Source organism: Shewanella salipaludis, assembly GCF_012911865.1.
Classification (GTDB): domain Bacteria; phylum Pseudomonadota; class Gammaproteobacteria; order Enterobacterales; family Shewanellaceae; genus Shewanella; species Shewanella salipaludis.
This window is the reverse complement of sequence record NZ_JAAXYH010000001.1, coordinates 616,038-640,243: the sequence shown is the minus strand read 5'-3', so window position 1 is coordinate 640,243 and position 24,206 is coordinate 616,038. Positions and strand designations below refer to the sequence as shown.

Genomic DNA, 24,206 nt, shown 5'->3' with positions numbered 1-24,206 from the left:
CTTTGAGATAGTGTGGGGTAGGCATGTCCAGTGCGGTACGTTTTGTTCCTGAAGATATTTTTATCTCATTACAGAACACTCGAGGCAACAGCGGCTCCGCCTACGCAGATATCACCCGCAGCGGGGTACTGGCGCGTTTTTTACGCGAAGAAAATGCGGCATCGGCCATATTGTATTGGCTTGAACATGTTGAAAATATAAAAGAAATAGACGTTAAGCTCATTGGGCCTCTGCTATGCCGGGCCATTGCCGCCATCGATGAGTTGATTAACGCCCAAGTGAATGAAATCTTGCACCATAAGACGCTGCAGGCGCTCGAAGCCAGCTGGCGCGGGATCTTGTATCTGACGGAGCAGGCGGAAGTTTATGACAGGGAACAGAAGGTTAAGGTCAGAGTGATTTCTCTGTCCTGGCTGGAGCTGTCAAAGGATATCGCCAGGGCCATAGATTTTGATCAGAGCGAATTTTTTAAGCTCATTTACAACAATGAATTCGATATGCCGGGGGGCGAGCCCTTCGGTGCCCTGATAGGGGATTACCAGATAAGCCACATCATCCGCCCAGGGCAGGTGAGTAACGATCTGGATACCCTGAAAGAAGTTGCCAGGACGGCGGCGGCGGCCTTTGCGCCTTTTCTTTGTGCCGCGCATCCCTCGCTGTTTGGGGTGGATAACTTCTCCGAGTTGGGGCAGGTTGCCGATATCAACAACCAATTCAAGCAACCCGAATACAGCAAGTGGCGCTCGTTGCGGGAGATGGAAGACGCCAGATTTCTGGGCCTGGTGCTGCCCCAGGTGCTGCTGCGCAGCCCCTACAAGGACGACGGTTCGCGGGCCGAGGGCTTCGTGTTTAAGGAAAGCCTGGCCAAGCCGGAACAGGACTACCTCTGGGGCAATGCCGCGTTTGCCTTCGCCGCAGTCTTGGTCAGGGCCTATTGCGAGTCGGGGTGGTTCGGGCAGATCCGGGGGATGAAATCCGGCAGCCACAGTTTTGGTCTGGTGAGCGGTTTACCCGCTTGCCAATATGAGACCGACAGGTACCAGCGCAGCAACAAACCTTCGGTGAGTCTGCTCGTCAGCCACAGGTTCGAGGCCGAGCTGTCAGACAGTGGTTTTATTCCCCTGTCTGCCGTGCCCTACAGCGATTATTTTGCGTTTTACAACAACGCCTCGGTCCAGCAGGCCAAGGCCAGCGACAAACTGGTTGCCAACGTCAACCACAGGCTGTCCGCCATGCTGCAGTACATACTGTGTGTGGCTCGTTTTGCCCACTATGTCAAGGTGATAGGCAGAGACAAGGTGGGGGGCTATCACTCGGCACAGGAGTGTGAGCAGGACTTGCAGCGCTGGCTGCATAAATATACCACGGCGACGGAAGATGCCTCCGACGAGATCCGGGCGCGCTTTCCGCTGCGGGCGGCGAAGATACAGGTCAGGGAGAAACGGGGTCAGCCGGGACACTATTTTTCCATCATCCACCTGCAGCCGCATTTTCAATTGGATCAGATGGTGACGACGGTGAAGCTGGTGGCGGAACTGTCTCCCAAGCAACAAACAACAGCAATGGCATAAGGATTAGCATGAAAAGGTTGAACGAGTTGGTGAAACAGGGAAGTCTGGATCTCGCCTGCGAACATTGTGAGAAAGGCCTGCGCGAGGATCCCCTGAATGGCGATTTGCGGGCCGCCTATGTCGAACTGCTCTGCATCAGAGGCGATCTCAGCCAGGCCGATGCCCAGTTGGACATGATGGTGAGACAGCACCCGGATTTCCTGCTCGGTGCCGTCAACCTGCGCCAATTGATCCGTGCCGATCAGGCCAGGCGCGACTTCTACCAGGGTGGCATGACGGCGACCCTGTTCCAGGGCGCCGATGTCATGTTTGAACATACCCTGAAACTCAATCTGGCACTCAAAGAGGCAGATTTCGCCGCCGCGGCGCAGCTCGCCGGCGAACTTGAACAGCAGCGCGACAAGGCGCTGCTGGAACTCAACGGCCAGACTGTGGCCGATGTGCGTGACTTGGATGACGTGCTGGGGGGCTATGTCGAAGTCTTTGGTACCGACGGCAAGTTTTATCTGGCCAAGTTTGCCGAGATAGCCTCGCTGTCGCTGCATAAGCCCACCTCGCTGATCGAGCTGGTCTGGCGCAAGGCCGAGATTGCCATCATAGATGGTCCCAGCGGTGAAGCCTTCCTGCCGCTGACCTATGTCGGCAGCAGCGAAGAGGGTGCCCTGCTGGGCCGGGACACGGATTGGCTGGCCCAAGGGGAGATGCTGGCGACTGGCCTGGGACAGAAGATGTGGTTGGTTGGCGACAATGCCATGCCGCTGTCCGAGCTGACAAGCCTGGAGCGTCAGGCGGCAGCGTCCCTGCAGAGTGTGTCTTGAGCGCCGTTGCAGAGAATTGACCTGTGAAGATTAGCAACAAACACACATTGCAGATGTCGGTGCTGGACCGGCTGATCGACGACGCGCCGGGGGAGAGCGACACCGGGCGTTCCCGCCGAAGTTTCGATCTTAAGGCGCTGCGCACCAGTGTGAAACGGGATCTGGAAAACCTGCTCAACAGCCGGGTGCAATGGCATATCTGGCCCGATTGTTATCAGGAGCTGGACCAGAGTTTGTTGAATTACGGCCTGCCGGATTTCTCCGTGATGGTGGTCGATACCGAGCAGGGCAGAGCCAAGTTATGCCGCGCGGTGGAGCAGACGATACGGCGTTTCGAACCCAGGTTCATCGACGTCGAAGTGGTGCTCATCGAAAATGAAGACGCCATAGACAGGGTGTTGCGACTGAGGATCCAGGCGTTGCTGTATGCCGATCCCGAACCCGAACATATCATGTTCGATTCCGAGATCGAGCCAGTGCATTTGGGATTAAAGATAAAGGACTATCAATCATGAACGATGAATTGCTCAAGTATTACAATCGTGAACTGACCTTTATCCGTCGCATGGGCGCCGAATTTGCCGAGCAATATCCCAAGATTGCCGGACGGCTGCGGATCACCGAAGAAAATGTCGAAGATCCCCATGTGTCGCGGCTGATCGAAGCTTTTTCCCTGTTGACGGCGCAGATCCGCCAGAAATTGGATGACAGCTTTCCGGAAGTCACGGATGCCCTATTGGGCCAGCTGTACCCGGACTACCAGGCGCCGATCCCCGCCTGTTCCATCCTGAAGATGACCAGCCAGAATCTGTCGACCTCGGGCATAGTGGTCGAGCGTGGCACGGAATTCGAAACTCAGGCCGATGGCTTGAAGCCTTGCCTGTTCAAGTCCTGTTACGCCACCGAAGTCTTGCCGCTGGAGGTGGTCAAGGCCGAATTCAAGAATGCGCCGTTCAAGGCGCCGACCCCCATGTCCCATAGGCAGATCAAGGCGATCATCAAGCTGACGCTCGCCTGTGAATTCGACAATACGGCGATGCATGAACTGGGCAGCCGCAGATTACGCTTCTATCTCAATGGCCAGCGCCATCATGTCTATGCCCTGTATGAACTGCTGTTCAGACAGGTGTTGAGCATAGGCATAGCCCCGGTCGGTGCCGAGGATAAGATACGTTACCTGCAGCCGAGGCACATAAAGAGTGTCGGCTTCGGCGACGATGAGCAAGTGGTGCCCTACAGCCAGAAAAGCTTCGCCGGCTATCGTCTGCTGGTGGAACAATTCCTGTGTCCGGAGAAGTTTCTGTTCGTGGATCTCGACGAGCTGGACCCGGAGTGGCCCGGGATTGCCGATCAATTCGAGCTGTACTTTTACCTCGCCGAAGGGGCGCCCGAGCTCGAGCGTCATATCAACGCCGAGAGTTTTCTGCTCGGATGCACCCCGGTGATCAACCTGTTTTCGCAGAAGCTCGAGCCGATAAAGCTGTTGGCGTCGCAATACGAGTATCGCCTGGCGCCGGGTTACCTCGATGCCGATGTCTGCGAAGTCATTTCCATCGACAAGGTGGAAGCCTACGATCCCTTCGGCAACGAAGTCGTGTTGAATCCCTACTACAGCCAGGGACACCCGAATTACCTGCAGCAAGAAGACATGTTCTGGCATAGCCGCAGGGAGTTCGTCGACTGGGCCGGCGGCTATTCGGAAGCGGGCACGGAAATGTATCTGTCAGTGATAGATCGCAAGTTCAAGGGGGTGTCTGTCGAAGACACTGAGCAGGACTGGGTGATCCAGGTGACGGCTCAATGCAGCAACAGAAACCTGCCATCCTATCTGCCGTTCGGCGGTGGCGAGCCCAAGTTCAATATTCGCAGCCATGTGGACGTGATCAAGAGCGTGCAATGCCTGGTGGCCCCGACCATCAGTGTGCGGCCGGCATTGCAGGAAAACAGTCGCTGGCAATTGGTCAATCACCTGACACTCAACAGTTTCACCGGTGAACGGGCGCTGGAGCGCTTGAAGGATACCCTCAAGCTGTATGACTTCCGCTGTACTCCCGAGTCCAAGGCCCTGATCGACGGCATAGTCGGCCTCAGCATCGACCAGGGCAGTGCCAGGGTCAATCAGGGCGGACGGGTGGCTGTGTGCGCCGGTTCCGAGATCCGCCTCGAGTTCAGTCAGTCGGCCTATGCCGGCACCGGGGTTTACTTTTTCGCCAACATTTTGGATGTGTTTTTCGCCCAGTTCGCGGCCATCAACTCCTACACCCGATTGTCGATCAAGCTCAAAGAGCAGGAACAAATGTACCACACCTGGCCGGCCAGGGTCGGTGGACAGGTGTTGCTATGACCTTCACTCAGTTGCTCGAGCAGCCCGGCAGCGTCGATTTCTATCAGGCGGTGTATTTCCTGCAGCGTCAGTTGTCGGCTCAGGAACAGCAGTGGTACAGCGTCGGCCGCGATGCCTTTCCCGGGCAGGAATTGATCCGCTTCAAGTCGGTGCAGCACATGGGTTTCCCCGGGCAACCCATAAGTAAGATCGAAGCCACGGACTCGAGCTACCCAGACAAGTCCAGCCATGACATACATGTCAGTTTCATGGGACTCACAGGGCCGTCCGGGGTCTTGCCGCAACATTATTCCGAGCTGATGTTGCAGCGCTTGAAGCAGCGCGACAGGTCGATGCGGGACTTCTTCGATCTCTTCAACCACAGGCTCATATCCCTCTATTACCGGGCATGGGAGAAGTATCGCTTTCCCTGCCAATATGAGAATCAGGCCGACAGCCAGGACTCCTTCAGCCAGGTGCTGACCAAGCTGGTCGGCACCCAGGCCTCCATGGGCTCCTATTACGCCGGCGCCTTCGCCACGGCGAACCGCGGTGCCCAGCATCTGCAGCAGATGTTGACCGAATTGCTCGGCGCCAAGGTCAGCATCATTCCCCTGCAGGGGCGCTGGTTGACCCTGGATCATGAGGAGTGCAGCAGCTTGGCGAGCCGGTTACAACCCGAAGGCGTGAATGCCGAGTTGGGACGTTCCGCCATGTTGGGGCGCAGGGTGTGGGACATAGGCTCGGCCATAGATGTGCGCATCGAGGCAGAGTCTGAGGTGCTGAGCCGTCTCATGCCGGGGGAGAGTCTGTATGAGCTGGTCAAGGGCTTGTTGTCCCGGTATCTGGATCCCGTGATACGGACACGCATCAGCCTGTCGGGGCGTTATGCCGACTTTGCCCGGGTACAACTGGGCTCGGGTCGGAACCGGCTCGGACAGATAGGACGTTTGAGCATTCGCAGCCATAGGCTGGAGAGTGCCAGCCAAGTCAGTTTTAAGCTGGCACGCAGTTAATTAAGCATAGGAAGCTATATGTCAAATACTTCGTTAAAGAGCCTGGTTGAGAAGCTCAACCCGCTAACCAAAGCCGGGCTGGAAGCAGCCACCGCCAGGTGTCAATCCCGCAGTCATTACAGCGTGGAAATCGAGCATTGGCTCGACGCCCTGTTGGAGCAGCAAGATTCGGATCTCAGGTTGTTGCTCAGCAGCTTCGCCGTGGATGCGGACAAGTTGCACTATCAATTGCAGCAAGCGCTCGAAGGCTTGAAGACGGGCAATAATTCGCTGCCTGCCATTTCGGTTCAGCTGGTCAACCTGCTGCGGGCGACTTGGCTGAATACCACGATAGACTTCGGCGATGCGCAGATACGCTCGGCCTATCTGTTGTACTCCCTGCTCAAGGATGACACCCTGGCGGCGCCGGTGAGCCGGCGCGTCAGCGAGTTGGATAAGCTGGATGCCGCCGAGATACTCAAGGCCTGGCCCAGCCTGGAAGCCCATTCCCGGGAACAGCAAACCCCCGGGACGGCAGCCAAGGCCGAACAGCAGGCCGTGGGCCAGGGCAAGACCCAGGCGTTGGATCAATTCACCCAAGATCTGACGGCACAGGCGCTGGCAGGCAAGATAGATCCCATCATAGGCCGGGACTTCGAGATCCGTCAGATGATAGACATATTGTCACGCCGGCGGCAGAACAACCCGATACTGACGGGGGAAGCCGGTGTCGGCAAGACGGCCGTGGTGGAAGGCCTGGCGCTCAAGATAGCGGCCGGCGACGTGCCCGACAGACTGAAAAACGTCTCCCTCAGGGTACTGGATTTGGCCTTGCTGCAGGCGGGTGCCGGAATGAAGGGCGAATTCGAAAACCGCCTGAAGAACGTCATCAAGGAAGTCCGCAACAGTGCCCGGCCCATCATACTCTTCATAGATGAAGCCCATACCATGATAGGCAGTGGTGGCCAGGCGGGGCAGAACGACGCCGCCAACCTGCTCAAGCCGGCGTTGGCCAGGGGCGAGCTCAGGACCATAGCGGCGACGACCTGGGCCGAGTACAAGAAGTATTTCGAGAAAGATGCCGCCCTGACCAGGCGTTTCCAGGTGGTCAAAGTCGAAGAGCCGAGGCCCGAGCTGGCGGTCGTCATGTTGCGTGGCATACTGCCGGTGATGGAGTCGCATCACAAGGTCAACATCGCCGACAAGGCGCTGCAGGCGGCGGTCCACCTGTCGGATCGCTATATCAATGGCCGTCAACTGCCGGATAAGGCGGTGGGCCTCTTGGATACCGCCTGCTCCCGGGTGGCCATGAGTCAGGATGCGGTTCCGGGTCAGGTGGAAGATCAACAGCGCAGGGTGCAGCAGCTCCAGGCCGAAATGGCCGTGTTACGCCGCGAGCAGACCTTAGGCACGGATCATCTGGCGACCCTGGAACAATTGGAGACGGACCTGAGCCAGGCCCAGGACAAGCTGGTGCAGCTGGAGAGGCAATGGCACCATGAGAAGGAGTTGGTGTTGGCCGCCCGGGATCTGGCCGAGAAATTGAGTGATGACAACCTGGAAGACAAGTCGGGATTGCTGGACAGGTTAAATGAAATCAAAGCCTCTCTGGCAGAGATCCCTTGTCCCATGGTGCACTGGCTGGTGAGCGAGGCCCTGATTGCCGAGGTGGTCTCGGATTGGACGGGTATTCCCCTTGGCAAGATGCAGGCGGATGAGATCAAGACGGTATTGTCGCTCAAGGACACGCTGGCACAGAGGGTCATAGGCCAAAGCCATGCGCTGGAGCTGATCGCCAGGACGGTACAAACCTCCAGGGCCCAGCTCGCCGACGAGAATAAGCCGAACGGCATTTTCCTCCTCACCGGCCCCAGCGGTGTCGGTAAGACAGAAACCGCACTGGCGGTGGCGGAACAAGTCTATGGCAGTGAAGACAATCTCACCGTCATCAACATGTCGGAATTCAAGGAAGAACATAAGGTGTCCCTGTTGCTGGGTTCACCGCCTGGATACGTAGGTTATGGTGAGGGCGGGGTGCTGACGGAAGCTGTGCGTCGCAAACCCTATAGCGTGATTCTGCTCGACGAAATGGAAAAAGCCCACCCAGGGGTACAGGACATTTTCTACCAGGTATTCGACAAGGGCACCATCAAGGATGGGGAAGGTCGGGACATAGACTTCAAGAATACCATCATCATTATGACCTCCAATGTGGGCACGGATACCACCATGAGGTTGTGTGAGGATGAGGCCACGGCGCCGTCGGCGACCGGACTCGCCAAGGCGCTGAAGCCGGATCTGTTGCAGGTATTCAAGCCGGCATTCCTGGGTCGCCTCAACGTCATCCCTTACCTGCCGCTCGATGCGGACAAGCTGGTGATGATCGCCCGTTTGCAACTCGCGCGCGTGACCAAGCGTCTGGAAAAACACTATGGGGTGACATTCGCTTATCAAGCTCAGGTGTTGGATTACATAGTGTCCCAATGTCAGGACGCCGACAGTGGTGCGAGAACCATTCACAACATCTTACAGAATCGCATTCTTCCCGAACTGTCGGTGAAAATATTGCAATGTGTTGCGGATGCGCAGTCGCTGACGAATGTCAGCCTGGAGATAATAGAGGATGATTTCAGCTACAAGCTGGATTGACTCAGGCAAAGCTGAAATAGGATTGATTGGCGAGAGACATATTTTTGACATGTGTTGATTAATGCTTTGTTAATAAAATTAATAAAGTGTTGTTTCATGGGTTAAATATATTCCGTCGCCAATTATTCGATATTAAATGTTGAACAAATTATTGTGGGTAGTATAATCCACTGTACTTAAATAGAGTGCCGATTTTTATATCTGTTGCCAGTGATGGTTAATCTGCTATTGATTTTGACACTCTTTTTTGGTCGTTAAGGTATTGGATGCCTTGACGTTATTTAACGTCCATTTAAGGACAGCCGTGTTAATTTGTAAAAAGGAATATTGTAATGCAAGCAAATACATATTTGGACTATGAAGGCATTAAAGGCGAAGCCACTGCTGAAGCTTTTAAAGATATGATCACTGTCCTGTCAATGGATTGGGGTTCACAGCGCGAAATCACTTCTTACACTGGTACCACAATGGATCGTGAAGCCAGTTCAACACGTCTGAGCGACGTGGTGATCACTAAGTTGCAAGATAAGTCTTCTCCTGATTTCTTCAAAGAAGCGACTATCGGCAAGGGTAAAAAAGCGATTTTCCACATCACCAAGCAAGGTGATGTCATCGAAGAAATCATGAAAATTGAACTGACAGATGCCATGGTTAGCAGCTATCACATGTCAGTTTCAGGTGACCGTCCAGTTGAAACAATTGTCATTAGTTACACAGAGTTAATGATGACTGTTGTACCATCAGACGACAAAAACAATGCTGCTGCGCCACAAGTTTATGGCTATAGCGGTGTTAAAGGCCAGAAGCTGTAAGGCTAAGGTCAGACTGGTGCGGTTTATCCGCATCAGTTTTCTTTGTTTCTTATGTAATAGCATTAGGGTTTCGATATGCAGTTGGCTACTCAGGATGAGAACAGTATCAAGATTGATACTCCCCTAGGGAAAGATAAGCTTTACTTGACTCGTTTTGTGTTTGAGGAAGCGATATCGGATCTTTTTAATGTCAAGGCACATGTCTATACCAATGGCGGCGAAATTAATTCGCAGGAGCTGATAGGTAAGGATGTGACTATTACACTCAAGTTGGGTAATGGTAAGCAACGCTATATTAATGGCGTGGTTTCGGATATTACCTCCCTGGGTCTCAGGGTCAACAAAGACGCCGAAAATAACGATCATCGCGATTATGCCATTACCATAGTTGCCGCCGCATGGTTCATGCAGCATAGGGTCAACAGTCGCATTTTCAAGAAAAAAAACATCCTCAAGATCATAGAGGAACTGGCGGGAGAGCATGGTGTCAAGGTGGATGTGTCCGCCAAAATAAGTGGCACCTACCCGGATTATGAATTCAAGGTTCAGTACGAAGAATCCGACTTTTTATTCATGAGTCGCTTATTGGAACAGGAAGGAATATTTTATTATTTCACCCATACCGAGAGCGGCCATACATTGGTATTGGCGGATAAGGCGACCGCCTACGAGCCTTGCATAGAGAATAAAGTCAAGTTCCATACCGGCAGTCTGGCCGAAGCCCATATCAGCCAATGGCATAGCGCCGTCAACATGGCGCCGGGTAAATATGTCCAGCGCGGCTACAATCTGCTCAAGCCCAAGGAATTGCCCACAGGCACGCATAACGCCGGCAGCCTGGTGCCCAAGCATGCAGATTACGAAATTTTTTCCTACGAGGCCGAGGCCGATGTGCATCCCCGCGGCAAGGCCGTTGCCGCGGTTAAACTGGAAGCATTGCAGCGGGATATACAGTTGCGCAAGGGGGCGAGTAATTGTCGCACCTTCGCGACCGGGCAAACCTTTACCCTTACCGAGCATGAAGACAAGGCGGAGGTTGGCAAGCAATATGTCATTACCCGTTTGGTGCTGACGGCGGCCGTGGTCAGTCAAACCGGCGCCAGCCAGGTCAAACTGCAACAGATCACCAATAGTTTCCAATGTGTTCCCAAGACAGTGGCCTATCGCCCACGTGCCATTACGGCGAAACCCAAGATCCGTGGGGTGCAGACGGCGACGGTAACCTGTAAGGGCAGCGAAGAGATTTCCGTCGATGCCCTGGGCCGGGTCACGGTCAAGTTTCATTGGGACAGGAGCCAGATCAAAGATCACGAGAGTTCCTGTCCTATCAGGGTGAGCCAGAGCTGGGCCGGCAAGAATTGGGGCAGTGCCTTTTTCCCCCGCCGCGATCAGGAAGTCCTGGTGGAGTTTCTCAACGGCGATCCGGATCAGCCCATCATAGTCGGGTCTGTCTACAACTCGGATCACATGCCACCCTACGCCTTGCCGGACGCCAAGTCCCAGAGCGGCATCAAGACCCGCTCCACAGAGAAAGGCGGCGCGGCCAACTTCAACGAGTTGAGCTTCGACGACAAGAAGGGCAGTGAGTTAGTTTACCTGCATGCAGAGAAAGACTTTACCTTCCATGTCGAAAATGATCAGTCGGACACTGTCGATAACGACAGGCTGACGCTGGTGAAGGGCAAGGACACTGTCACAGTCAATAAAGACCGCAAAACAACCATAGATGGGGGCGATACCCTCAAGGTGGGTAAGAAACTGGTCATAGATGCCGGCGACGCCATCACCATCAAGACGGGCTCGGCCTCGATCTCCATGAAGAGCGACGGTTCGATCAGCATCAAGGGCAGCAACATCACCATCAAGGGCAGCAAGGTCAGCATCAATTGATGCCATGCCGGCAAGCCAAGGACAGTATTAAGGAAGCGATATGGGAAAGCCTGCGTCTGTGATAGGTTCCATGCACCTTTGCCCAAAAGTGACAGGGCAAGTGCCTCATGTGGGCGGTCCCGTGGTGGCCGGCTCTCCCAACGTGTCTATTGGCGGCATACCCGCGGCCCGCAAGGGCGACAAGCTGGTGTGCATAGGGCCACCCGACACCATCAGCGGTGGTTCATCTAGCGTGTTTATCAATGGCAAGAATGCCGCCAGGTTGGGTGATGCCACAGATCATGGCGGCAAACTCGTGGTCGGGGTACCGACAGTGCTCATTGGCGGTTAAGCATGCTCACAGATGAGATGCTGCTGGAGCGTACAGGGTTACTCCTGAGTCAGAGAGAGGTGTTGCTCGGCAGCCGCTATGCCGGGCTGCAGCAATTACGCGAGCATGATAACCGCTTGCTGGCGGGGTTGCGGCTGCTGCGCCGGCGCGGCCTGGGGCGCACCGACACGGGCGAAATTGCGGATGGCATTGGCGACTCAAACAGTCCCTGGCTCGACTGGCTGCTGACGCCGCTGGATGCAAGCTCAAGGGATGCGTGGGACGCAAAGGCGCTGCATGCGCCGGAGGCGACACTGTCCCAGGCACTATGGCTGGCGGCAATCAAGTTGGCCTTGGATGAGCTGCCGCTGCGGCAACTGTTGGCATCGAGTGCCATTGGCGGGGGCGGCGAGTTTTGCTGGCAACTGGCGAGCTATCTGGCTGTGCCCGGCTTATCCACTCCCGGCTTTGACATCGGCGAGGGGGAGCAAGTCGTGCCGGCCTATTTCTGGTACCTGGCGAGCACGGGGCAAGTGGCTGCCAAAGACAGGCTGCTGGCCCATGCCGGGGACGCAGGGCCCGTGGCGCTGCAGGCCAAGCTGGCACTGTATCTGTTGGGGCAGGGCGGCGATGAGCCTAGGCTGCTCGAGCAGCTGTTGCAGCAGGGTCTGCAGGACTCGGATTATGTGCCCTTGCTGCTTTGCGGCGCGCCGGCGCAGTCCAAGGTCGCCATGCTCAATCTGCTGCTGCAAACCGGCGCACTGCCGCGGCGAGTCGGCGCCCTGGGTTACAGCGGCCTGAGCAAGTTTGTGCCTCTGCTGCGTGACCTGGCGACACAGGCAGAACAGGAAGGACAGCCTGAACAGACAGAGCCTGACGAGCTGGCCGAGGCCGCCGCCGACGCCCTCTGCCTGCTGCTGGGGGTAGAAGAGGGCGAGCGCCTGTTGGAAACTGCTGCTGAACCTGTCCCCACCTTTGGTCCCGAGCCCGTATTGGCGGGCCGGCCCCTGGAGGGCGACGCACTGGACGTTATCTGGCATGGGGGTAATCAGGCCCAGCGCCGGGCCGCGGCCTGCCATGCCAAGTTGCGCCGGCCTGAGCTGCCCCTGTCACGGCCCGATGGGCTATTGGGGGGCCAATGGCATTCGTGTTGAATTTGGCACACTCAGGGTTGCTGATCGGCAAGGCCAGGGATCTGGCCTCGGGTGCCATGCTCGATGAGTTTGCCCCCGAGGATGGCGCTGTCGAGCTCGAAGGGGGCAGGATCTTGGCCAATTTTTTGCCGGAACTGGCCGCCGAGCCTGATTTTGCGGCCAGGGCCATGGCCCTGTTGCAGCAGCTGTTTGCGACCCAGCATGCCTGCCCGGACAATGAGTGTGTTTTCCTTATCTTGCCGGAAACCCTGGGCACGGATGAAGGGGCGTTGCAATCCTTGCTCGGGCGTATTACGGCCAGGTTTCCCGGCTTGCTGGCTCATGCAGATTGTAAAATTTTTCCCTACGGCAGCAGCGGCTGCCTGATGGCATTGGCCGCGGCCAAGCAGCAGCTGACACGCAGAGACTCCTCGTCGAGTCTGGATGGGGGGCAGGCAGGGGGCAGGCTGTGGTTGGTGGCGATAGACAGCCTGGCCGATGTCGCCTTGCTGGAGACGCTGGCCGCCGAGGGACGTTTATTGAGTCAGGAGCACATGGGCCTGGCGCCGTCGGAGGGGATTGTCAGCCTCTGCCTCGAGCATGCCAGCCAGGGCCTGCGCCTGGACTTTGCCGCCACGGATGCGGATCTGGGAAGGACTCCAGCCCCGCAGGCCCTTGGCAACTTGTTTACCCAGGTGGCGCAAGTGGCCAGCGGGGCCTTGTCCGGCATTTACCTGCCGGACAACGGCGATGAGCGACTGACCGAACTCTGGTTAGCCGCCTATCCCGCACTGGCCGGGGTGTTGGATCGGCAGACACGTTTGGTGTTTCCCGCCTACCAGAGTGGTGAGCTGGGGGCCGCAGGTGGTTTGTATCGCCTCTTGCATCTGTACCAGGGGTTTCAGCGCGGAAGCCTAAGCGGCGAAGTCTTGCAGTGTGAGATCTCCGCCAAACGCTATCGCGCAACAGGATTATTTAGTTGGCAGGCCATGAATGACCAGCCGCCACAACAAGGAAGTTAACTCAAGATGGTAACCAAGTCGTTATCCTTAAAGGCCCGCTCAGGCGACTTAATACAGTTCAGCACGGCCAAGCCGGCCCATGCGCCCCTGGTATTTGCCGATGAGCAGAGTGCCATTTCCCTCTTGCAGTCACTGTTTGCGGTATCCGACTTGCCGGGTGATTCCATCGTCAGCGTTTATGCCTGGTTCAACCGGAGCGCCGCCGGCGTCACCATGTGGAGCCAGGCCCGCGCCGGGGCACTGCGCCAGACTTTGGCCAAGGCCCTGGTCGACAAGACACTCTTTGCCTGCATCCTGCCGGCGCAACCGGCAGAGATCCCTGCGGCACCGGCCAAGGCTCCCAAGAGCGGCGCACAGCCCAAGGCGGCCAATCCCGGAGGCCGGGCCGAGCAACCAGCAGCAGCCGAGCCGGGGGTGAATAGCAGCCGCGGCGAGAATGCCGCCGGCAATCAGGAACCTGCGAACAAAGACAAGGAAACCTGCGGCGATCCCGTGGCCATGTGCAGCGGCGAAGAGATCCTCGAGCTGACCGACTTCAGCCTCGAAGGGCCCTTGCCCTTGCATTGGGTGCGCAGCTACCGCTCGAGCCAGAGCGCTGAGAATATAGGCTTAGGTTTTGGCTGGCGCAGTAATTTTCATCTGCAGATCGACTTGCTGGCCGACGCCGGGGAAGAGCCTCTGCTGTGGTTAACGGATGAGGAAGGCCGGCGTTTGCCCTTCGCCCAAGTCGCCGCCGGGCAAACCAGCTACCAGCTGGCCGAGGGCCTGGCATTGCGCCACGAGGCCAACGGCAGCCTGGTCTTGCTCAGACCCGACGATACCCATTGGGTGTTTGTGCCAAGTGCCGACAAGTCGGCTCGCCGGCGTTGGGTGTTGCATCAGATACTCGATAACCTGGGTCATACCTTGCAGCTGTTTTACGACAGGCTACACAGGCTCAGCCGCATCGACTACAGCGCCGGCCGGGGTATCGAGTTGTCCTACAGCGCCAAGGGTCAGCTGAGCCAGATCGAGGCCGTACGCCATAGCGACGAGGGCATGATACGGCTGGGCAAGGTGTTGGCGCGCTACGATTATGATGCCGCCGGCGATCTCTGCGCCGCCACCAACCTGAGTCAACAGCTCGAGCGTTATCAATATGCCGGTCATTTGCTCACCGAAAGGGAGCGGGCCAGCGGTTTCAGGCATTATTTCAGCTGGGATGGCGATGGCCCCGGCGCCCGCTGCAGTCGCAACTGGGGCGATGATGGCTGTTACGACTACCGCTTCGAGTATCGCGATGCCGAACGCCTCTCCCTCAGCACCGACAGTCGTGGCCAGTGCTGGCGCTACTATCACGACGAGCAGAATCGCTTAGTCAAGAAAGTGGCCCCAGATGGCGCCAGCTGGCAGTACCAATGGAACGACCAAGGCAAGAAAGTGGCCGAAATCGATCCCCTGGGAGCCACCACCCGCTTCGAGTTCAACCGCCGCGGCCAGCTCAGTCATATCATAGCCGCAGACGCGGGCGTCACTCAGTTTCACTACAACGCCCTGGGGCAACGCAGCGGTATCATAGATGCCGAAGGCCAGGAGTGGCGGCGGGAATACACGTCCGCCGGCCTGCTCAAGGCCGAGATCTCCCCCGACGGTGCCAAGGTGCGCTATGAATACAACAGCTTAAATCAACTCAGTTGCATCACGGCCGCCGATGGCAGCAGCACCCATTTTGCCTGGGATACCGAAGGGCAACTGCTGGCCCGGCGGGCGCCGACAGGCCTGACGCGTTACAGCTACGACGAGCTGGGGCGCCTCAATGGGCTGGTGGATGCCGCGGGTCTGGTGACCGAATATCGCCGCAACGAGGCCGGTCAGCTCATAGGCCTGCGCCAATATCCCCAGGATGCCCCCGAGCAAGTGCTGGAGCAAAGCTTCGACTATGACAGCGCCGGGCGGCTGATCTCCAAGACCAATGCCCTGGGCCAGGAAAGGCAATGGCAGTACGACGGTCTGCGCCAGCCCACCAAGCAATGGCAGCCCGACGGCAGCAGCCTGGGTTATCAATACGATACCGAACGCAACCTGACCGCCATCATGCGCAGCGATGGCGCCCGCTATCAGCTGGACTACGACGGCCGGGAAAGGCCCGTCAAGCTGCAGGGATTCGACGGTCGGGTGCAGCAGTATGAGTATGACGCCAATGGCAAGGTGATCGGCCTGGAGGATGGCAGTCAGCGGCAGATCCGCGTGGTGCGCGATGCCCTGGGGCGGGTGATAGAGCAAAAAGCCCTCTGTCTCGGTGCCGCTAACCGCCAGTTGAGCAGCCAGCATTTTCACTACGACAAACTGGGACGCCTGCTCAGGGCCAACAACGGCCAGCGCAAATTACGTTTCGGTCATCATGCCAACGGCCGGGTGAAATCCCTGTGGCAGGATAATTGGCATATAGAGCATAAGTACGACGCCGCGGGCCGCAAGACCGCGATCCTGCTGCCCGATGGCAGTCAGCTCGATTATCGTTACAACGACCAGGGACAGGTGTCCCAGCTGGGGCTGAACCAGCAGCCCTTGTTGCTGCGGCGCTTCGATAACGCCGGGCGTGAGAGCGAGCGCGAATATGCCAGCGGCATGGTCATGAGCCAGCAGTTCGATGCCTTCAATCGCTTGAGCGGTCAACAATGGCAGCATGGCAGCGAGTTGCATGAGCGTCACTATCAGTACAGCGCCCTGCATCAGTTGCTGACGGTGGAAGACACCCGCCAGGGGAAGGTGAATTACCAATACGACAGTTTGGATCAGCTGGTCAGCAAGCGCCACGACACGGATCCGAGCCAGAACGAGCACCATAGCTGGGACAGCTTCGGCAATCCGGTCGGTGATGATATTCAGCTGCAGCAGGACAAGCTGCAGCGCTATCTGGGTCGCCATTACAGTTATGATGACAGCGGCAACCAGCTGAGTGTAAAAACGGCCTCGGGCCAGCAAAAACGTGAGTTCAATGGCTTAAACCAGCTGGTGAGTCTCTCCAACGGCACAAACATCAGCCGTTACGAGTACGATGCCCTCGGCCGCCGCAGCGCCAAGATCACCGCCGCCGGCCGCATCGATTACCTGTGGGACGGCAATCAGCTGATTGGCGAGCATAGCCAGGACGCGTTTAGCTGGTATCTGTATGAACCGGACAATGGCGATGGCCGGGGCAACAGGCCGCTGGCACTGCTCAGAAACGGCGAGCTCTTCTTCTACCGGCTGGATCAACTTGGCACCCCGCTGGCACTGGTCGACAGCCGGAGTCGAATCGTCTGGCAAGCCAATTACTCAGTGTTCGGTCAGGCCTCTGTCAGCATAGAGGAGATAGCCAACCCGCTGCGTTTCCAGGGGCAATACTATGATGAAGAAAGTGGTTTACACTACAACCACTTCCGTTACTATGATCCCCAAAGCGGCCGCTTCATCAGCCAAGATCCCATAGGTTTGCTTGGTGGAATAAACCACTACCAATACGCCCCCAACCACATCAACTGGGTCGATCCTTTGGGGCTGAGCTGCAAGGAAGGAGCGGGAGAAGCTGTCTATGGCCCGCCGCCCGAAGAGCCTGGATTGCAACCTGTTACTGTGTTGCCCATAGAGTGGGCAGTAGAAGGTATTGCCGATTCCATCGAGCAACTATCACAGCTGTTGGAAACGGGCCCCACTCTGGCCGGCACTGCTGCTATGGCTGTGGCGCTGATCCCGGGGAAATTTGCCGATAAAGCCTTGGAACCAGTTATCAAGAAACTGGATAAGGTAGAGCTTCCCGGTACCAAGGCATTGACTGCGGCAAAAGCCAGTCTGATGAAAAAGCATAAGGTGGCCTGTTTCAAGAAAAATAAAAAAGGCTCAGATGTCGAGTACGATAGACAGTTGCAAGGTCAACAAGATGGCATCAACAAGATGTCGGTGAAAGAATATCTGGACAATAGAGAGTCCTATAAAGCCATAGGCCGTAAAGGAACGGGACAGGCTCAGGATAAAGCAAGAAAAAATTTCAAAGAAGATTTAATTAAAGAATATAATGATGAACTATTGGCTGAAGGAGAATATATCGGTCAGGAAGCGCTAGATAAGGCAACAGAATTAGCTCTGAATGATATGAATACTCTCAATGCGCTTCATAACCCTGATATGATTGCCGGCGGGAATGACGTGGTGTTCGACCTGGGAGATGCCAGTGTCAATCAATCCATCGGCTCTCAATGGAAGACCAATGGGGGCGAGACCCTGAGCCGGGTTGACTTGATGGATATTGAAGCAAAAAAAGCCTTGGAAGAGCTTGGCCCAGATACATTAATGGATGTGGATTTACACAGGTGTAAATAAAATGAATAAATTATTTGATAATTTTTATACTTTCGCGGGTTTTGGTCCGGCGATAAAATCGAAGCAACCAATTGAGGCCACTCTACTGCACTTTAAGGACAAGTTACCGGCTAGACTATTGGAATATTGGCAGGAATATGGCTTCTGTGGCTGGGGTGAGGGCATTTTCTGGATAGTTAACCCAGAGGATTACAGCGAGATTTTAGACTTGTGGTTAGCGGGCACCCCCTTCGTCGGCAAGGATAACTATTATGTTATTGGTCGTGGTGCATTTGGTCGCTTGTTTGTATGGGGTGAAACATCGGGGCAGAGCATCAAAATAAACCCGAGTTATGGAATGTTATTACCAGCTGATTCTACCGATAATTTAATTAAGAGAGGACCTGAAAAGACTATTGATTTATTTTTTGCTACAAATACTAAGTCTATGATGGAAGAAGAAGATATAGAGGGTAAACCTTTGTTTGAACGTGCTATGGAAAAACTGGGCCCGTTAGACGCCGATGAGATGTATGCTTTCGTGCCTGCGTTGGCCCTAGGTGGGGCACCAAAACTAGAGAACCTACAGAAAGTCAAAGCACTCGAACATCTAACTTTCTTGGCCGAATTGGGTGAAAAGCAAGTGATGGCCGACATAGTCGCCATGTCAAAAGCACTACCCCATAATCAGTAGTATTTTTGGCATTTTTCTGTCACTTTGAATCAGCGTGCAGACTTTTATTAAATTTACCCTCGGCAGCAGAACACTTCTGATCTGCCTTGGGTTAACCAATGGGCAGACATTCGCAGTTCTATGATATTGCTCATAACATAATCTATAGATTGTAATAGAGTTTATTATTTACTCATTTGTCATAAATTGGTGAGAAGTTCTGAAACTGTTGTTTTAAATCAGATGATTTGTTTGAGGATACAGGTTCTCGGGGGGATTCGAATTGATAAAGGTCACCGATTATCGTTCGAATAAAGTGTCACTTATATTTTACAGTTAGGAATAGAGTTTTTATCAATTGGAAAATAATGCCCCCAGCTTTCTGGCAAAGGGGCTGGTTGTTACTTTCTTAAAAATTTTCCGTATTTTATTTTCTCATCGAAGCTCAGGTCTGCCTTGGTCTTGATCCCAAGTGCGTCGGGTGCCTTGCCGTTGCATGACTGGATGAGTCCGAGCGGTAAATCGTGGAAGAAGGTGATCTCCTTGGTGCCTGTGTTGTGGCCGAATCCCAGGACAGTCGAGGCGGCCAGGGTCGATGCATTGAGAACGATAAAATCGGCCGTGACCTGGCTGGGACTCGAGATGTTGAGCTGTTCGCCCAGTTCAGGTTTATCTTTGCTGCCGCCCCAATAGAACAGGTGGGCATTGGGGATCTTGATAACATAATCATAGTCTGAGCTGAAGGAGCCGGTTTCGGTCCAGGCGGTGGATAGGGCGAAGGGCCTGCCCGAGGCGCGCAGAAATTGGGCATAGGCGGCGACTTTCTTTTCGAGGTTCAGACCAAGTTGCCTGGATACTTCCTGGGACAGCTTATTCCACAGTGCCAGTGCGGTCGCTGCGGCCCAAGGCTGATACAGAGTCATTCCGCTCATTAACCTGATGTCCGGTGCCGGCCACCAGGCACTTTTCTCTCCGCGATATAACGTCAATGTAGTAGGCATTTTCTCTCCCTAAAAATGTATTATGCTAAGTTAATGTGATTTACCTGTTAATTTTTTTGTGTGAATTCGCTATAAGCATTTGCTGTGTGCATTTGTCGCATGCATTTATTGCCGGATTGAAACTTAAGATAATAACTTGTCAACAGTCGAACCATGCAATCTATTAGGTTGCAATGCGATCTTTGACTCGTATTCCATGCTTTAGCATTAGACGCCTATTGGCCTAATATTTCAAGGGATACGGCGCTAAAACAATCTTTAATTAATGGTATGGCATTTTGTTTTTAACTATTTTTCGGCTTGGATGTTTTGATAGGATATTTGCGGTATGTTTTTGCAAGATATTTGTAATGATAGTTTGATAAGGTGTTAATTTACTTGGCGGTATAGCATTCTGTAATTCGGCTTTGTTGCATTGTTTTTGCCGACCGGGTTATATTGGCCTGCGGCGTTTCGGCTGCCGCGAATTGGCATTATAAGTGTGTTATAGAAAGTGTGGTATAGAAAGGGCTGTATCATGGGTGATACAGACGAGAGCAGTAGCCAGATAGGAGGTCGAGTGGAAGCGATTCAGTATCCGATTTTTGGGGCATGTCAGTGTGGCAAGGTGACCTATGAGCTGCTGGCGCCGCCCACTATGGTAGTGGCGTGTCATTGCAAGGAGTGCCAGAAATTATCCACCAGTGCCTTCAGCATCACGGCCATGGTCGAAGCCAGTAACCTGGTGTTCAAGGGTGAAATGCAGTTCTGGTCGCGCCCGGCGGACAGCGGCAATCGCAGCGATGCCATGTTCTGCCCAAGTTGTGGCAACAGGATCTATCACGTCAATCCGGACGAGCCGGATAAGATCAAGCTCAAACCCAGCAACCTGAGCGATACCAGGCTCATCCAACCCACGGCACATGTGTGGTTGAGTGAGAAACAAGCCTGGTTCCAGGTGCCGGACGGCGTCATGCAGTTCGACAAGCAGCCTTAACTACTCAGGTTAGGCTCGAAGCTCGGGGCAGCATTGGCTGTTGCTGTCCCGGGAAACCGCTCATCATCCTGCCAGTAGCCAGTAGCCAGTAGCCAGTAGCCAGTAGCCAGTAGCGCCTGAATCTTGGCTTTACCTCGCCCGGGCCGGATTATCTCCAAACTTGGACGGCTTTTTTGTTATCATGGCCGCTCATCCCATATGAAGATATGGACCCCTTGCCATCCAGTGCCCAGTACGAGTCTTATTTTCATGTCTATTTCAACCCTTATGAGCCGCGCCTTAGCCAAGCGTCAGGATTTTTTATTGCAAGCGCAGCGCGATGAGACCGACTGTTTTCGGCTGTTTCATGGCACGGTCGAAGGCATGGAGGGGGTTAACATAGACAGGTACGGCGATGCCTGGTTGATCCAGAGTTTCCATCAGCCGCTGGCCGATGCGGAGTTGGTGCAATTCAGCGATGCCTTGGCCCGGGTGTCTGACTTGCCGGTGATCTATAACGACAGGTCGACCAAAAACTCGCGGGTGTTGAATTCTCTCGATAGCGACACGGAGGCCTTCGCCCAGTCCGAACAAATGATCCAAGAGAATGGCATCAGGTTCGGCTCCAAACTGCGCCACGAAGGCCAGGATCCCTTGTTATTCCTCGACATGCGCATCGGCCGCGAATTTGTCCGTGGCAATAGCCACGACAGGACTGTGCTCAATCTGTTTTCCTACACCTGTGGCATAGGCACTGCGGCGGCCGTCGGCGGTGCCAGTCGGGTGGTGAACGTCGATTTTTCCTCCTTCGCGCTGGCGGCAGGCCAGCGCAACGCCGAGTTGAACCGGGTGGCCGGCGTATGTGAATTTGTGCAGAGTGATGCCTTTCCGGCGCTGCGCCAATTGGCGGGCCTGACTGTGGGGGGGCGACGCAATCAAAAATTGCCCAAGTATCCCAAGCTGCCCAAGACTGAATTCGATCTGGTGTTTCTCGATCCGCCGCGCTTCGCCAAGAGCCCGTTCGGCATAGTCGATCTGGTCAACGACTACCAGGGCCTGTTCAAGCCGGCCCTGATGGCGACCAAGAGCGGCGGCACCATAGTCTGTTGCAACAACGTCGCCAAGGTAGAGCGCCAGGCCTGGTTCGACAGCCTGGTGCGCTGCGCCGCCAAGCAGGGACGCACGGTCGTCTCCCATCGCTGGCTCGATCCCCATGAGGACTTTCCCTCTTTCGATGACAATCATCCGCTGAAAATCGTCGCCCTGGTACTCAATTGAGATGCATCATCCAGGATCCTGTCTGGGAGTCCTGGATGATGCCGGCCATCTCGCCAATTTCGACCGCCCGGACGCTTTCAATGCGTGGGTGATTGACCTCATTTCCGGCTCGCCGACATAGCCAATCACCGGCCGAGAGACTCGGTGCTCGCGCCCGGAAAATCTGCATCACTCCCGCAGTGGGACGCGGTTGTTGCTTTCACGCTTTTCTTCGTTGTTGATGTTCTGCGGCAGCAGACGTTTGCTCCTGCGCTGTTCCCGCATGATGGTCTTGAGCGCTGCATGCACCCTGTCATCCAGGGGGTTGGGGCATAGTGGGCTCAGCAGGTTGTTCTCTTCGGTGGGATCCGCGCTCAAATCATAGCACTCGTACTCGCTGGGAATGAAACGGCTGGTGGTGACACCGTCCGGATTGCCGGCGCCCACCAGGTTGCCCGCATCGTGGCGACTGCCGGTTTGCCCCGCGAGAACGCCTTCACCCGAGTAGTAACGGGCATTATCGAAATAGCGCACATACTTCCAGCGGGTATCCCCGCTCAGCTCCGGCAGTTTGGTCACTATGGCTTCAATATGATTGGGCTGCACGACACTGTTGTAAGCCACACCCGTCAGCGGATTCCTCATGTCGGCACCGACTTCTACATTGTCGTTGGTCATGAAGTAGATAGCTTCTTCCGCCGGAACTTGCCGGTCGAGTATGACGCTCGACAGGTCGCGTCCAACCAGGGGGCGGGCTTCGCTGTGATCTTTCGCCAATGCGTGGCGCACCTTTTCCACGTCAATGTCTGCCAGGCCCAGCAGGGTGGGGAGTAGATCGACATGGGAGGTGGTCAGCTCCAGCTGCCGCGGCTTCTCAAACAGTACCGGGTTCGAGACGATAAAGGGCACGTTCAGCACTTCCTGATAGGCGGTATACCATTTCTGGTGCAGACCGCCATGGGCGCCCAGTAGCTCACCATGATCTGAGGTAAACACTACTATGGTGTTCTCAAAGAAGGAGGTCTTCTTCAGTGCCTCGAATACGCTGCCGATATGTTTGTTCACCTCGGCCATCAGGAAATAGTAAAACTGGCGATAGCTTTCGTCCGTTGGTTGGGGAATGTACATATGGGGATAGGTATACAGATAGTCTTTTTGGCAACGGGGTTTATCCGCCAGGCTCTCACCCTGACTCGGGGCCTCGGCCACATGGGGCAGAGTGCCTGCTTCTTTCTGCTGATAGAAGTCCTCAAACCAGTTGGGGTTGCGCATCAATACTATGTCGTGGGGGTTAACGAAGGAAGACACCAGCAGAAACGGCTGTTGTTCTCCGGTTTGCGCCGCTTGGTCCAGCATCGCCAGCGTGCGGCATACCTGATCGGCAAATCCCGGGTCGCGCACCGTACCACAGTTGTTTTCCGCCGCCCCATGGGGCTCGGGGCCTATCCAGGCATCGAATCCGTATTTGTCCAGGCGGTTGGCCTTGCCATATAACTCGACTTTTTCCGGATAGGGTTGGCCCGTTGTGGAATTACTGAGCAGGGCGTCCTGGGTCCCAGGGATGTTGATGTCTTCATCGGACAAATGCCACTTGCCGCGGTAGTAGGTCTGGTAACCGGCCTGACGAAACCAGGACCCCATGGTGGGGACCGTGTTGGGTTCCAACCAGAACATGTTCTGATCGAAGGATGACTTGCCGATCCCCGGGGTTTGGCTGACGCCATGCAATGAGGGGTATTGCCCAGTGTAGATGGAGGTTCTGCTCGGAGCGCAGGCGGTCGACGCCGCGTTGTGGTTGATAAATTCAATCCCGCTTTGGCGCATTTGCCCCAGGCACAGGCTATTTTTCAGGCGGTATGCTTTCGCTTCGGGATTTTCGTAAGGAGGGGGAAACCTTTCCTCATCTGTGGTGATGATCAGGAAGTTGGGTTGTTTGCCGTTAATTTTCATCATAATTTCCCTATAATGATTGGATGGAGACGGTCCTACCCTTCAGCATAGCCTCATATTTGTACATAGATTGGATTTCTTGCTTCCGACTCCCGCCTGCCAATTCAACAGCTCGATGCCATTGGCCATGAGCTGCTTTCACTCACTTTTGCAAGTATATCAATGTCTCAGAGACGCTAAGCCCGGCTCTGTCTCTTGGGGTGTCTTTAGCTGGCACAGTTTAGCCGGCATAGTCAGCAGGGTTAAGGAAAACGCCGACGCGGGCCCTGATCAACAGAGTCAACAGACTTAATCACGAAAGGGTTTATCAACAAGACAGGGAGGGCACGAAATTGGGCGCTGGCGCTTAGGCATAGACGTTTCAGGGCTGGCCTGTCGTGCAGGGCCTAGGCTTTCTGGAGTGACGGCAAGCTTGCTCCCAAGCTTGCCGCCGATAAACTTGCTGATGTGAACTGCACCCCTAAAAATGGTTATTCGCTGCCAGGGAATGGCGAGTGACAGGGTCATTGTGCATTTATCTTGTCACTCAA

Annotated in this window: 17 protein-coding genes; 15 read left to right on the top strand and 2 right to left on the bottom strand. The window is 55.2% G+C overall.

Annotated elements, in window-relative coordinates:
• The first annotated feature begins 23 nt into the window (after positions 1 to 23).
• From tssC to HC757_RS02685, 13 genes are all read left to right on the top strand, one after another.
• Positions 24 to 1,571 carry a type VI secretion system contractile sheath large subunit gene (tssC, locus tag HC757_RS02750; RefSeq protein WP_169562758.1) on the top strand — a complete coding sequence of 516 codons (1,548 nt, stop codon included), beginning with the start codon at positions 24 to 26 and terminating at the stop codon, positions 1,569 to 1,571.
• 8 nt (positions 1,572 to 1,579) lie between these two features.
• Complete coding sequence (locus HC757_RS02745) at positions 1,580 to 2,389, top strand: type VI secretion system accessory protein TagJ (RefSeq protein WP_169562757.1); 810 nt, start codon at positions 1,580 to 1,582, stop codon at positions 2,387 to 2,389.
• A gap of 23 nt (positions 2,390 to 2,412) precedes the next feature.
• The gene (tssE, locus tag HC757_RS02740; protein WP_169562756.1) at positions 2,413 to 2,904 is read left to right on the top strand and encodes a type VI secretion system baseplate subunit TssE; all 492 of its coding nucleotides are present in this window, start codon (positions 2,413 to 2,415) and stop codon (positions 2,902 to 2,904) included.
• Positions 2,901 to 4,733, top strand: a complete 1,833-nt coding sequence (gene tssF / locus HC757_RS02735; protein WP_169562755.1) for a type VI secretion system baseplate subunit TssF — start codon at positions 2,901 to 2,903, stop codon at positions 4,731 to 4,733. The genes tssE and tssF overlap by 4 nt, the downstream gene beginning before the upstream one ends.
• Positions 4,730 to 5,728, top strand: coding sequence for a type VI secretion system baseplate subunit TssG (tssG, locus tag HC757_RS02730; protein ID WP_169562754.1), 999 nt, complete (start codon positions 4,730 to 4,732; stop codon positions 5,726 to 5,728). Before tssF ends, tssG begins: the two co-directional genes overlap by 4 nt.
• An 18-nt stretch (positions 5,729 to 5,746) precedes the next feature.
• The gene (gene tssH, locus HC757_RS02725) at positions 5,747 to 8,356 is read left to right on the top strand and encodes a type VI secretion system ATPase TssH (protein ID WP_169562753.1); all 2,610 of its coding nucleotides are present in this window, start codon (positions 5,747 to 5,749) and stop codon (positions 8,354 to 8,356) included.
• 332 nt (positions 8,357 to 8,688) lie between these two features.
• The gene (locus tag HC757_RS02720) at positions 8,689 to 9,168 is read left to right on the top strand and encodes an Hcp family type VI secretion system effector (protein WP_169562752.1); all 480 of its coding nucleotides are present in this window, start codon (positions 8,689 to 8,691) and stop codon (positions 9,166 to 9,168) included.
• 75 nt (positions 9,169 to 9,243) lie between these two features.
• Complete coding sequence (tssI, locus tag HC757_RS02715; RefSeq protein WP_169562751.1) at positions 9,244 to 11,058, top strand: type VI secretion system tip protein TssI/VgrG; 1,815 nt, start codon at positions 9,244 to 9,246, stop codon at positions 11,056 to 11,058.
• Positions 11,059 to 11,098: 40 nt separating this feature from the next.
• Positions 11,099 to 11,389 (top strand): PAAR domain-containing protein, encoded by a 291-nt coding sequence (locus tag HC757_RS02710; protein WP_169562750.1) that lies wholly within the window; start codon positions 11,099 to 11,101, stop codon positions 11,387 to 11,389.
• Between the two features lie 2 nt (positions 11,390 to 11,391).
• On the top strand, positions 11,392 to 12,522 hold the full coding sequence (locus HC757_RS02705; protein ID WP_169562749.1) for a hypothetical protein: 1,131 nt from the start codon (positions 11,392 to 11,394) through the stop codon (positions 12,520 to 12,522).
• A complete protein-coding gene (locus tag HC757_RS02700) occupies positions 12,507 to 13,523 on the top strand; it encodes a hypothetical protein (RefSeq protein WP_169562748.1) in 1,017 nt (338 codons plus the stop codon). Before HC757_RS02705 ends, HC757_RS02700 begins: the two co-directional genes overlap by 16 nt.
• A gap of 6 nt (positions 13,524 to 13,529) precedes the next feature.
• Positions 13,530 to 17,861, top strand: a complete 4,332-nt coding sequence (locus tag HC757_RS02695) for a polymorphic toxin type 15 domain-containing protein (RefSeq protein WP_244623006.1) — start codon at positions 13,530 to 13,532, stop codon at positions 17,859 to 17,861.
• A 1-nt stretch (position 17,862) separates the two neighbouring features.
• Entirely contained in the window at positions 17,863 to 18,534 is a 672-nt protein-coding gene (locus tag HC757_RS02685) for a GAD-like domain-containing protein (protein WP_169562747.1), read from the top strand.
• A gap of 380 nt (positions 18,535 to 18,914) precedes the next feature.
• Here the strand turns inward: HC757_RS02685 and HC757_RS02680 are convergent, their stop codons facing one another.
• Positions 18,915 to 19,445, bottom strand: coding sequence for a hypothetical protein (locus HC757_RS02680; RefSeq protein WP_169562746.1), 531 nt, complete (start codon positions 19,443 to 19,445; stop codon positions 18,915 to 18,917).
• A 628-nt stretch (positions 19,446 to 20,073) separates the two neighbouring features.
• Here HC757_RS02680 and HC757_RS02675 point away from each other — a divergent pair.
• Both HC757_RS02675 and HC757_RS02670 read left to right on the top strand, forming a co-directional pair.
• The gene (locus tag HC757_RS02675; protein ID WP_342343029.1) at positions 20,074 to 20,490 is read left to right on the top strand and encodes a GFA family protein; all 417 of its coding nucleotides are present in this window, start codon (positions 20,074 to 20,076) and stop codon (positions 20,488 to 20,490) included.
• 249 nt (positions 20,491 to 20,739) lie between these two features.
• Positions 20,740 to 21,747: a class I SAM-dependent rRNA methyltransferase gene (locus HC757_RS02670; protein WP_169562744.1), complete on the top strand. Its 1,008-nt coding sequence runs from the start codon at positions 20,740 to 20,742 to the stop codon at positions 21,745 to 21,747.
• A 168-nt stretch (positions 21,748 to 21,915) separates the two neighbouring features.
• Here HC757_RS02670 and HC757_RS02665 read toward each other — a convergent pair whose 3' ends face one another.
• A complete protein-coding gene (locus HC757_RS02665; protein WP_244623005.1) occupies positions 21,916 to 23,679 on the bottom strand; it encodes a sulfatase family protein in 1,764 nt (587 codons plus the stop codon).
• Positions 23,680 to 24,206: the final 527 nt, after the last annotated feature.